This is a genomic window from Dehalococcoidia bacterium (assembly GCA_035574915.1).
Classification (GTDB): Bacteria; Chloroflexota; Dehalococcoidia; order DSTF01; family WHTK01; genus DATLYJ01.
Map to the genome: position 1 here is coordinate 1 of DATLYJ010000129.1, position 11,674 is coordinate 11,674.

11 protein-coding genes are annotated in these 11,674 nt (G+C 68.5%); 8 read left to right on the forward strand and 3 right to left on the reverse strand.

Annotated features, from left to right (window positions below):
• Positions 1-174: 174 nt before the first annotated feature.
• From VNN10_12215 to VNN10_12250, 8 genes are read left to right on the forward strand one after another with little or no spacing between them, the layout of a single operon-like run.
• Positions 175-444 carry a ferredoxin family protein gene (locus VNN10_12215; GenBank protein ID HXH22783.1) on the forward strand — a complete coding sequence of 90 codons (270 nt, stop codon included), beginning with the start codon at positions 175-177 and terminating at the stop codon, positions 442-444.
• Positions 445-446: 2 nt separating this feature from the next.
• Positions 447-1,598, forward strand: coding sequence for a 2-oxoacid:acceptor oxidoreductase subunit alpha (locus VNN10_12220; protein ID HXH22784.1), 1,152 nt, complete (start codon positions 447-449; stop codon positions 1,596-1,598).
• Entirely contained in the window at positions 1,598-2,419 is an 822-nt protein-coding gene (locus VNN10_12225; protein HXH22785.1) for a thiamine pyrophosphate-dependent enzyme, read from the forward strand. Before VNN10_12220 ends, VNN10_12225 begins: the two co-directional genes overlap by 1 nt.
• 2 nt (positions 2,420-2,421) lie before the next feature.
• Positions 2,422-2,964, forward strand: a complete 543-nt coding sequence (locus VNN10_12230; GenBank protein ID HXH22786.1) for a 2-oxoacid:acceptor oxidoreductase family protein — start codon at positions 2,422-2,424, stop codon at positions 2,962-2,964.
• Positions 2,961-6,353 (forward strand): hydrogenase iron-sulfur subunit, encoded by a 3,393-nt coding sequence (locus tag VNN10_12235; GenBank protein HXH22787.1) that lies wholly within the window; start codon positions 2,961-2,963, stop codon positions 6,351-6,353. The genes VNN10_12230 and VNN10_12235 overlap by 4 nt, the downstream gene beginning before the upstream one ends.
• Positions 6,350-7,678 (forward strand): heterodisulfide reductase-related iron-sulfur binding cluster, encoded by a 1,329-nt coding sequence (locus tag VNN10_12240; protein HXH22788.1) that lies wholly within the window; start codon positions 6,350-6,352, stop codon positions 7,676-7,678. Before VNN10_12235 ends, VNN10_12240 begins: the two co-directional genes overlap by 4 nt.
• On the forward strand, positions 7,675-8,694 hold the full coding sequence (locus VNN10_12245) for an electron transfer flavoprotein subunit alpha/FixB family protein (protein ID HXH22789.1): 1,020 nt from the start codon (positions 7,675-7,677) through the stop codon (positions 8,692-8,694). Before VNN10_12240 ends, VNN10_12245 begins: the two co-directional genes overlap by 4 nt.
• A gap of 23 nt (positions 8,695-8,717) precedes the next feature.
• Positions 8,718-9,509 (forward strand): electron transfer flavoprotein subunit beta/FixA family protein, encoded by a 792-nt coding sequence (locus VNN10_12250; protein HXH22790.1) that lies wholly within the window; start codon positions 8,718-8,720, stop codon positions 9,507-9,509.
• A gap of 256 nt (positions 9,510-9,765) precedes the next feature.
• Here the strand turns inward: VNN10_12250 and VNN10_12255 are convergent, their stop codons facing one another.
• From VNN10_12255 to VNN10_12265, 3 genes are all read right to left on the reverse strand, one after another.
• Positions 9,766-10,008, reverse strand: a complete 243-nt coding sequence (locus VNN10_12255; GenBank protein ID HXH22791.1) for a hypothetical protein — start codon at positions 10,006-10,008, stop codon at positions 9,766-9,768.
• Positions 10,009-10,036: 28 nt separating this feature from the next.
• Entirely contained in the window at positions 10,037-10,423 is a 387-nt protein-coding gene (locus tag VNN10_12260; GenBank protein ID HXH22792.1) for a 4Fe-4S dicluster domain-containing protein, read from the reverse strand.
• A gap of 830 nt (positions 10,424-11,253) precedes the next feature.
• Complete coding sequence (locus VNN10_12265) at positions 11,254-11,565, reverse strand: hypothetical protein (protein HXH22793.1); 312 nt, start codon at positions 11,563-11,565, stop codon at positions 11,254-11,256.
• Between the last annotated feature and the right edge of the window lie 109 nt (positions 11,566-11,674).

Consider the following 11,674-nt stretch of genomic DNA (forward strand, 5'->3'; position numbering starts at 1 on the left):
ATCGGGAGGCGCTCTGTCATCCGTGGATTTGTGCCCTTCGGCACTTCACAGAATATTCCCCTAGGACTAGGGTCATCAGCGCCGGGAGGACGCCGCGAATCGCCGATACGCGTCCCGTGGTGGCCGACCGCTCATCGGTTCGGGAGACGCGGGGGAGGCGCTAGGGTGGTTGCGATGTTCCTTCGCCGCCCGCTCGACCTCGACCGGCAAGTCCTGCCGACGGGACAGGTCTACATCATCCCCGACCGCTGCAAGGGCTGCCGCTTCTGCATCGAGTTCTGCCCCGAAGACGTTCTCCGTGAATCCGAAGCCATGAACGCGAAGGGGTATCACTACCCGGTAGTGGCCGAGGGCCGGGAAGAGGCGTGTGTGAACTGCGGTTTCTGTCGCCTCATCTGTCCCGAGTTCGCGATCTACGCCGAGCCGACGGAGGCGTTCGCGTGAAGGTGACGCAGAAAGCTCCGGCGGTGCTGACCGGACGTCATTTCATGAACGGCGACGTCGCGTGCGCCGAAGGAGCGCTCGCGGCGGGATGTACGTTCTTCGCCGGCTACCCCATCACGCCGTCAACCGAGATCGCCGAGCGAATGGCGCAGCGGCTGCCCGAGGTGGGCGGAATCTATATCCAGATGGAGGACGAGCTGGCGTCGATGAACTGTGTGCTGGGAGCGGCCTGGGCCGGCCGAAGGGCGATGACCGCCACCTCTGGTCCGGGATTCACCCTGATGCAAGAGAACATAGGGCTCGGGATCATTACCGAGACGCCGTGCGTCGTCGTCAACGTCCAGCGCGGCGGGCCCTCCACCGGCCTCCCCACGCTCCCAGGCCAGGCGGACGTCATGCAGGCGAAGTGGGGCTCGCATGGCGACTACGAGGTGATCGCGTACGCGCCCGCCTCGCCGCAAGAGATGTTCGACCTGACGGTCAAGGCGTTCAACGCGGCCGACACCTATCGACTGCCTGTGTTCGTGCTGGCCGACGAGGTGGTGGGCCACATGACGGAGCGAGTCGTCATTCCCGACGCCTCGGCGATCCCGCGGGCGGAGCGCCCTCAGCCGCCGTTCCCACCCGGCGAGGGGCTTCTCTACCAGCCGTTGGACGGCGCACTGGTTCCGCCGATGCCTCCGGTGGGAGAAGGCTATGCCATTCACGCGACGGGCCTCACCCACGACGAGCGCGGATATCCGGCCACGAGCGCCGAGGTGCACGACCGGCTCGTTCGCCGGCTGAGAGACAAGATCCTTCGCAACGCCGACCGCATCATCGAGTATGAGGAGTATTTGATGGACGACGCAGACGTTTGCGTCGTCTCCTTCGGGTCCAGCGCTCGGTCAGCCCGCCACGCGGTCAACGCGGCGCGGAAGCGCGGAATCCGCGCCGGGCTCCTGCGGCTGATTACCGTCTGGCCGTTCCCGGGAAGCCACATCGCCGTCCTTTCGGAACGTGTCAAGGCGTTCGTGGTGGCTGAACTCAACCTCGGGCAGGTGGAGACCCAGGTGCAGCGGTTTTCGACGCGGCCGGTGTTGGGCGCCCACCATGGGGGCGGGGAGATGCTGACGCCCGAGGCCGTGCTGAACGCGATCGAGGAGGCGAGCTGATGGCTCCCGCCGAGCGCATCGCGGACGCGCATCCACTCGACCGGCTGCTCCGGTCGGACCGGCTGCCGCACATCTGGTGTCCAGGCTGCGGTCTCGGCCCGATTATGAACTGCTACGTTCAGGCGATGCTCGACTCCTCCATCCCGCTCGAACGGCACGTCATCGTCTCGGGAATCGGCTGCACCGGCAGGGTGCCCGGGTACGTGAACATCGACTCCTTTCACACCACGCACGGCCGCGCCATCCCCTTCGCCACCGGGCTCAAGCTGGGGAATCCCGACCTCGAGGTGACCGTGTTCAGCGGCGACGGCGATCTGTTCGCCATTGGAGGAAACCACATCCTCCACGCGGCGCGGCGGAACATCGACCTCAATGTGATTTGTGTGAACAACTTCAACTACGGGATGACCGGAGGACAGCTCGGCCCCACGACACCCAGGGGCGCCATCACGTCGACGACGCCCTACGGAAATCCTGAGGAGGCTCTCAACCTCGTGCACCTCATGGCGGCCCTGGGAGCCGTGTACGTGGCCCGTTGGTCCGCGCTGCACGTGCGGCAGCTCGAGCGGTCCATCGCGCGGGCCTTCGAGAAGCGTGGGTTCACGTTCATCGAAGTGCTCTCGCCCTGCCCCGTCGGCTTCGGAAGGCCCAACGAGCTCGGTGAGGGTCTCGACGAGATGCGGCTGTACCGGCTGGAGTGTGTCGTGGACGACGACGCCGACCTGGCGGACTGCGCCATCGACCTGCGCGCCCATCGGCCCCTCGTGCTCGGGGAATTCGTGGACATCGAGCGCCCCGTCTACGGCGAGTGGGAGGCCTGAGGATGCGTCGGGAGATTCGGTTCGCCGGATTCGGAGGACAGGGCATCATCCTCGCGGGTCTCGTCACCGGACGGGCGGCGGCGCTTCACGACGGGCGCGAGGCCATCGTCACCCAGTCGTACGGCCCCGAAGCGCGGGGAGGCGCTTGTTCCGCTCAGGTCGTCCTCGACGACGCCCCCATTGACTATCCAATGGTCACGCGGCCGGACGTGCTGGTCGTCATGTCGCAAGAGGCGGCGCAGCGGTACACCGCGGACCTGGCCGATGATTGCGCCGTCCTCATCGATCGCGACCTGGTGGAGCTGCGTCCGCAGCCCGGCTGGAAGCTGTACGCCATCCCGGCGACGGCCCTCGCGGAACGCCTCGGCAATCGAATGGCGGCCAACGTCGTGATGCTGGGCTTCTTCACCGCGGTCACGAACCTCGTGAGCCGCGAGGCGATGGAGGCCGCAGTCCGGGAGTCCGTCCGGGAGCGGTTCATCGAACTGAACCTGCGGGCCTTCGATGCAGGGTATCGGTACTACCGCGAGGAGGCCGCGTCGTGAGCGACACCGTTCTGGTCATCGGCGGGGGCATCGCGGGCGTCCAAGCTGCGCTCGACCTGGCGGACGCTGGCGCGCGGGTGGTCCTGGTCGAAGCCAGCCCGGCCATCGGCGGCAAGATGGCTGCCCTCGACAAGAACTTCCCGACGTTGGATTGCTCGATCTGCATCGAGGCGCCCAAGCTCTCCGAGATCGCTGAACATCCCAACATCGAGGTTCTCGCGCCGGCCGAGCTCATCGCCTTCGAAGGCCAACCGGGAGACTTCACCGCCCGCATCCGCGTCCGGTCGCGCTTCGTGACCGACGAATGCACGCGGTGCAACTTGTGCGTGGATGCTTGTCCTGTCGTTCTCCCGAACGAGTTCGACGTGGCGATGGCTTCGCGGAAGGCCATCTACACGCCGTTTCCGCAGGCGGTCCCCGGCGCGTACATCATCGACATCGATCATTGCTTGAATGACCCGCCTAACTATCTGCCTTGCGGGCGTTGCATGGACGCGTGCGCGCCTCGTGTCATCGACTTCACGCAACCGCGGGAGCGGGTCGTGGAGCGCCGGGTGGGCGCGGCGATCGTGGCCACCGGGTTTGAACTCATCGATCCTGGCTTGCTGCGCGCGTTCGGGTACGGTAAGCACCCCGACGTCCTCACGTCGCTCGAGTTCGAACGCATGCTGACGTCGGCCGGTCCGACGGGCGGCGACATCGTGAAGCCCTCCAACGGGGAACACCCCGAGCGCATGCTGTTCGTCCTGTGCGTGGGTTCGCGGGATGTGCGCTTCTACAGATATTGCTCTCGCTTCTGCTGCATGTACTCCGTCAAGGAGGCGTTCCAGGCTCGCGACCACGGAGTGCCGGATGTCAGCGTGCTGTACATGGATTTGCGGGCGTACGGCAAGGGCTTCGACGCGTTCGTGGACCGCACGCGCGAGCATGGCGTGCGCTTCATCAGAGGCCGCCCTGCGAGCGTCGAGCCGGCCGGGGAACGCATCCTCGTCCGGTACGAGAACACGGACGAGGGACGGGTGGAGACCTCTGAGGTCGACATGGTGGTGCTCGCCACCGCGGCGCGTCCGCCCGAGGGGCTCGAGCGCCTCGCCGGGCTGCTGGGGATCGCCCTGGCGGAGGATGGGTTCGTGGCGGCGCGCGAGGAGGCGGGCGGGCTCATCGTGACCAGCCGGCCAGGGATCTACGCCGCGGGCTGCGCGACCGGCCTCAAGGACATCCCGGACAGCGTCTCCGAGGCCGCCGGAGCCGCGGCCGCGGCGCTGACCCACATCGACGAACGGCACTGGCCGGAGTTCGAGATGGTCGACCCCCAGGACGACCTCGACACCGCACGTATCGGTGTCAACGTCTGCCATTGCGGCAGCAACATCGCCGGCGTGGTCGACATCGCGGCGGTGGTCGAGGCGGCATCGCGCATGGAGGGCGTGGTCTACGCCGGCTCGTCGATGTTTTCCTGCGCGGGTACCACTCAGGCGGAGATCGCCCGGCGCCTCCGGGAAGCGAGAGCGAACCGGGTGGTCATCGCCGCCTGTTCGCCCAAGACGCACGAGGCCACCTTCCGCCGGGTCATGTTGAAGGCCGGCCTCAATCCCTACCTCCTGGAAATGGCGAACATCCGCAACCAGGACTCGTGGGTCCACAAGCAGAGCCGGGAGGAGGCGACGGCGAAGGCCATCGACATGGTGCGGATGGCGGTCGAGAAGGCACGTCGTCTAGCGCCGCTTACGGCCACTCATCAGCCCGTCGTCCAGAAAGCGCTGATCATCGGCGGCGGCGTCGCCGGCATGACGGCGGCGGCGAATCTGGCGAAGCAAGGGTATGAGACCCACCTCGTCGAGCGCTCCTCGCGGCTGGGCGGTGTGTTGAACGACCTCGAACGGATCGAACCCTCGGGGTTGGAGGCCGCGGAGGTCGTGCGGCGCGCTTCCGAAGAGGTCGCAGCGGCCGGCGTGAAAGTCCACCTGGGCGCCGACATCGAGACCATCGGCGGACACGTGGGAAACTTCAGCGCCCGTCTCTCCACGGGCGAGGAGGTCCAGGCCGGCGCGGTGATCCTCGCCATGGGCGCCCGTCCCTACCGGCCGACAGAGTTCGGCTACGGCCTCTGGCCCAACGTCCTCACCAATCTCGAACTGGCGGCCGGGAAGCCGGTCATGGGCGACCGGGTGACGTTCATCGCCTGCGTGGGCGCGCGCCGCGGCGCCCTCGGCTGCTCGCGGTACTGCTGCGAGTCGATGATCGGCGAAGCGCTACGCCTCCAGATGGCCGGCAAGAAGGTGCGCGTCGTGTACCGCGACATCCGTTCGTTCAGCAGGGACGCGGAGGAGCTCTATGCGCGCGCCGCCGCTGCGGGGGTGCAGTTCTTCCGTATGGACCCCCAGGCCTGCCCGGAAGAGGTGGTCGACTGGGACGGGCATGCGGTCCAGTTCTTCGATTACCTCACCGGGCGCACCGTGCGGATTCCCACCGATACGCTGGTCCTGACCGTAGGACTGCTTCCGCAGGAGGAGACGGTTTCGGCCCAGCTCAAGGTCGCCCGCAGCGAGGATGGGTTTCTCCTCGAGCGCCACCCCAAGCTCGGGCCCGCGGAAGCCGGGTCGCCCGGCATCTATCTGGCCGGTACGGTCCAGGCTCCAAAAGACGTGCGCGAGAGCGTGTCCCAGGCCCTCGCCGCGGCCGCGAAGGCGAGCGCCGTGCTGGCCCGGGGCACCATCCTGAAGGAGCCCATCACCGCCAGGCTGCTTCCCGACCGGTGCATCGTCTGCGGCATCTGCGCCGCCGCGTGTCCGTTCGGCGCGATCGAGCTCATCGGCAAGCCCAAAGAAGGGGAGATGCGCTTCATCGAGGCGGCCTGCCAGGGATGCGGCGCCTGCGCCGCCACGTGCAACTACGACGCCATCGAAATGCCCTACTTTACGAAGGAGCAGATCCTGGCGCAGATCGACGCCGCGCTCGCCCACGACCCACAACACAAGACGCTCGTGTTCGCCTGCAACTGGTGCTCGTACGCGGGGGCCGACCAAGCCGGAGTGGAGAAAATCCAGTATCCCCCGTCTGCGCTCATCATCCGCACCATGTGCTCGGCGCGCGTCGAGGAAGACTTCATCACGCGCGCGTTCGAGAGGGGCGCCGGCGCCGTCCTGGTCACGGGGTGCCGACTCACGGAGAAGGGGTCCGACTGCCATTACAACTACGCCAACGTGCAGACCAAGAAGCGGTTCGAGATGTGGCACCGCAAGCTGACCAGGCAGGGGCTCGACCCCGACCGTTTGCAGCTCGCGTGGATCTCGGCCTCCGAGGGAAAGGAGTTTGCCCGGAAGATCGCGGAGATGGACGCCGTTATCCGCCGCCAGGGCGGCGGCGTGCTGGAGCGCGTGTCGCCATGACAGCCGACGGAGAGACCACCCGGGCGGGACGCGAGAAGCTGCGCATGGATACGCCCGCAGCGTTCTCCGTGCCCGATCGGTATTCGACGACGAAGGCCGGGAGGCCGAAGTTGGAGCTGGATATCTCCGAGGCGGCGGTCTCCGCCGGCGCCGACGAGAGCGTGCTCGTGTTGGATGACGCGGCGTGGGAGCGGGTCATCGTGGCAACCGGCGGCGCCGCTGCGCCGTGCTTCCAGTGCGGGGTGTGCACCGCCATCTGTCCATGGGGGCTCGTGCGACCGGAGCCCGTCGTCATCCGCCGCCTCTTGCGCGAAGCGCAGCTCGGCGCCCCGGGATGGGAGGAGGCCCTGTGGCTCTGCACGTCGTGTCGACAGTGCGCGCTCCAGTGTCCCCGCGGGGTCGATGTTCCGGGGGTCATCCGTTCGCTCCGGGCGCTGGCGTGGCGAGAGGGTAAGGCTCCCGCCGGCCTTCCCACGCTCCTGTGGAACATCTATTGGGACGGCAATCCGTATGGCCGGCCCCCGTCGCAACGCACGGCATGGATGAAGGACGCGCCCCTTCCGACGTTCGCTCCCGACCAGGACATCCTGCTGTACATCGGGTGCGCTGGGAACTACGACCGGCGGATCCAGAAAGTGGTGCGGGCGGTCGTGACCGCGCTTCGGGCTGCGGACGTCGCGTTCGGGGTCCTGGGCGACGACGAGCCCTGCTGTGGGGAGGCCGCCCGTAGCGTGGGGCAGGTGGCGTTTGCGGACGCCCTCGCGGCCGAGGGCTCGCGCCTCTTCCGCGAGCGGGGCGTGCGTACGGTCGTCACCATCTCGCCCCACTGCCTCGAACAGTTCGTGCGCCACTACGACATGCCCGAGGGCTTTCGGGCGGTTCACTACACAGCGTACCTGCGGGAACTGCTGGAAGCCGGCCGCCTGAAGCTGGCCGGCGCCGTCGCCGAGCGAGTGACGTTCCAGGATCCGTGCTATCTGGGCCGAGGGCTCGGTGACTATGAGTCGCCGCGACACGTCCTCATGTCTGTGCCGGGGGTCGAGCTCGTGGAGATGGCGCATTCCCGTGAGGACAGCATCTGTTGCGGCGGCGGCGGTGGTCGCATGTGGATGGAGACGCCGGCGAGTCAGCGGTTCGCTGCGCTGCGGGTCCAGGAGGCGGTGGCAGCCGGGGCAGAGGTGCTGGCCACGGCTTGCCCGAACTGCATCTCGTGCATCGAAGACGCGCTGCCGCCGGGCGGCGGCCTCCGCGTGGCCGACGTCGCCGAACTGGTCGCACAGTCGTTGACAGCATCCGAACTCGCCGCGCGGGAGCGTACGACATGAGTAGCGGAGCATACGGGCGCGATGAAGCCAACGGACTCTGGGTCTATCTGGAAGAGCGGCAGGGTCGGCTCGAGGGGGTGTCGCTGGAGCTCCTCGGCAAGGGCCGCGAGCTGGCCGACCTGCTGGGCGTGCCCCTCACTGCCCTGCTGGTGGGGTACGCCCTGGGGGACCTTCCGAACGAGGCCGTCGCCGCCGGCGCCGATGTCGTGCTGGTCGCCGACCACCCCGCCCTGCAGGCCTACACCACCGAGCCGTTCACCCGTGTCGTCGCCTCCGTGGTGAACGAGCGCCGGCCGGAGGCGCTGCTCCTGGGCGCAACCCCTAACGGACGGGACCTGGCCGGTCGCTTGGCCGTCCGGCTGCGGACCGGACTAACCGCCGACTGCACGGGGCTCTCCGTCGACCCCGAGCGCCGGCTGCTGCTCGGGGAGGTGGTCGGCTTCGGAGGTGGCATCGTCGCCACCATCGTCTGCCCGGAACGCCGTCCTCAAATGGCGACAGTCCGGCCGGGCATCTTCCCTCGACCCGAACGCAGGCGAGGGCGGCGCGGCGAGATCGTCCCGGTGCCTGTGCGCCTCGACCCCCGCGACACCAGAGTCCGGGTCCTCGAGCGATCAGTGGGGGAAGAGGTGGATCTTACGCGGGCAACCGCCATCGTGGCCGTGGGCCGGGGCATGCGCGGCGAACTCGCCTTGGCGGAACGGCTGGCGTCGTTGCTGGGCGCCGAGATCGGCGGCACCCGCGTAGCCGCCGACCTCGGCTGGATCGAACGCTCCCGCCAGATCGGCCAGACTGGAGTAGTGACGCGACCACGCCTGGCCGTCTGTTGCGGCGTGAGCGGCGCAATTCACTTCATGGTCGGAGTCGAAGCGGCGGACTGCATCGTCGCCATCAACACGGACCCCGACGCCGCCATTTTCGAGCAGGCCGACTATGCCGTCGTGGAGGACGCCTTCGCTGTTCTGCCGCACCTCATCGAGGCGCTGAGTGAGACGAAGGTACGGGCGACGCCATGAGGGGACTGCACACCATCGTCTGCATGAAGGTCGTGCCGATGCCCGAAGAGGTGCGGGTGAATGAGGAGACCATGACCCTCGACCGGGCGAACGCGCGCTCGTTCATCAACCCGCCGGACATGAACGCGCTCGAACTCGCGCTCCAGCTCCGAGAGCGGCACGGGGGCGTCGTGACCGTGCTGTCGATGGGGCCGCCCTTCTTCGAGCGCTACCTCAGGCTGACCCTGTGCGCGGGCGCCGACCGAGTCGTGCTCTTGAGCGACCGGGCGTTCGGCGGCGCCGACACCCTCGGCACGTCGCGAACGCTGGCCGCCGGCATCGAGAAGATCGGCGGCTTCGACCTGGTGCTCTGCGGAGAGGAATCGTCTGACGGCGCGACGGCGCAGGTTCCTCCCGGCATCGCTGAGTGGCTCGACCTGCCGCAAGTCACATATGCCCTCTCGGTGGACATCGACCTGCCCAACCGGCGGCTCTCCGCGCGACGCGAGGTCAAAGGGGGCCATGAGCGTCTTCTGGCTCCATTGCCGGCCGTGGTGTCGGTCAAGCAGGGCATCAACGAGCCCCGGTTCATCGACTGGTCGCTGAAACCATGGGCTGATAGCGTAGACCGCGTCACCGTCTGGTCGGCGCAGGACCTGGAAGTGCCTCTGGAGGAGGTCGGGACGGCGGGTTCCGCCACCGTCGTCGCGGGGGTCTCGCAGTCGCCCACTCGTGAACGCCGCCGCGAACGGCTTACCGGGGACCCGGCGCGGATCGCTCGCGAGCTCGCCGAGCGCCTCCGCCCGTTCCTATTCGGTCCGGAGAGAGGTCCCTGAGTAACGTCACCGCAGGGGTCCCCAGGCCGAGCGGTCCTCAGCTTCTGCCACGGCCGTTCCCCGCGCGGGAGCGTGCTTTCCACGCAGGGCATACCCTTCATGCGCGAGAATCCGTGGCTCGCGGTGTGGCCGGGCGTGGGCATCGCGCTCGCCGTGTGCGGGCGACCCGCACGACGTCCTCGCCCCCGCCTCCGCGGCGTGTGACCGCGCGCCCACGGCCACCCTGTGCGGGCGTTGCTCGGCCTGCACGCGCGTTCTACGCGTCCGCGAAGGCGATGACGTTGCGCTCCGCGAGGTCGGCCAGGTGGCCCTCGTCGTAGCCCAGCAGGCCCGTCAAAACCTCCCGGGTGTGTTGACCCAGCAGCGGAGGCGACGAGTACCCGTCACGCAGCGCCTCGAGGCAGATGTCGCCTCGGCGCGCGCCGCGGTCGATAACCGGCGCCTGCCTGCATCCTCCCTGCGTCTCGACTCGCCGCCGCGCGCAGCCGACGCTGACCAAGCCGCCGCCGGGCGGGCTGCGTCGCTCGTCACACCGCCGCGGTCATCCTGCAATCCGGGCAGTAGTCGAGGTTCGAAACGAAAGCTCGCTGCCCCAGGCTCGAGAGAATGCGTGACACCATAGCCTCCGGAGCGTAGCCGCGTCCGCATCGTCGGCAACGCCGCAGCGCGGCCGATTTCAGGAGGACCGGCGTGACCTCCGGTGCGAGCCCTCCGAGCTGACGCACAATTTCGAGCGCGCGCTCCGGGCAGGCGGCGACGCACAGGTCGGAGCCCGCGCACTCGGCCGCCTCAAACAGCAGGGCCGTCTCGTGCCCCCGTTCTTCGTAGCGCAGCGCGCCCGTGGGACACCGGGCGGCGCAGAGCCCGCACAGCGAACAGCGGTCCGCCGTCACGCGCGCCCAGCCGAACGGCAACCTCGCGGATTCAACGGTGACCGGCTCCGGGATCGCCGTGCGACGAGAGACGGCCGCGAGGAGGCCGGCCGCGCGGTACCGATGTGCGTCCCGAGCGACAGGCGGCTCTCGGCACAGCGAGTGCAGCGGGAGGCGGAGCACGGTCTCGGCGAACGCGGTCAGACCGGTGGCCAGCCGGCCGGCTGACTAGATCTCCTCGCCCTGGTAGCCCGGCCCGCAGGCGACAGCGGCGAACACGCCCGCGAACGCCACCGCCGCTAGAATCGCCAGCTTCGCGCTCGCTTTCCCGGGATGACGCGCGCTTCTCGCCCCCCTGTTTGTCGAGGAACGTCTGTCTTCCACGGCGCTCATACGGCACCCGTGGCGACTCCGGCGTTATGTTCGCTCCCAGACGGCCGCTCGTCCAGGGTCTATTGTCCGGACCTCGAGAAGCGTCTCCCGGGGGCGACGTGGCTGGAGCAGACGGGCTGGTCCGCTACTAGGGCGTCTCTCTCGTTCGTTCAGCGCTCGGAGCGCCCGTCAGGACAATCGCCGCGACCTTCGTGACCAGCGTCCCCCCGGGGGCGCGAGGGGTCGCGCTGGAAAAACCAACCATGACGGGACGCCCCTGGCGGGAGCGTCCTGTCGTCTCGGAAGCGGAACCGAAGCCCCTGAAGGGAGGGGCTACGAGGCGGTCGCCTGGTCATACCCGGGGAGTCCCACCTGCCTGCGGATCACGAAGTGTTGAGAGAGGAATCGCCGAAGCCCAGCGCCCAGTCGATGAAGCCGCGCATCGCTTCCAGGAGCGCCTTCCCGACCATGGTGAGGACGGCGTCGAGGACGTCGCCGGCCTACTTACGGGGGTCCAGATTCCCGAACCAGTCGAACGGGTTAGGGACGTCCGGGAGCTGCGGAGGAAGCGGAGGCTCCACGCCGGGCGGCTGCGGGACCGACTCCGAGGCCGGGGCTGCCGCTCGCCCCGCGGGAAGCGAGCCTATGGTAGAGGAAAAAGCGGTGGCGCCCTCGAAGGCCGGGCTCGGCGACGTCTTCAGGGGCGCGCCCGCGAAGACGAGCTCCGCGAACGCCTGACTCGTGTCCGGCCCCTCGGCGCGGGCCGGGCTGGCTGCCAGCGCCCCCGCCGCCAGGAGCGTATGGCCTGTCAAGTCGCTCGTCAGCTCCCAAACACGGCAGCCGTCTTCGGCAGTAGCTCGACCGCCTCGTCCCCCAGCTGGCGCCGCAGCGACTCGCGCAGCGTGTTGTGCACCTGACCTT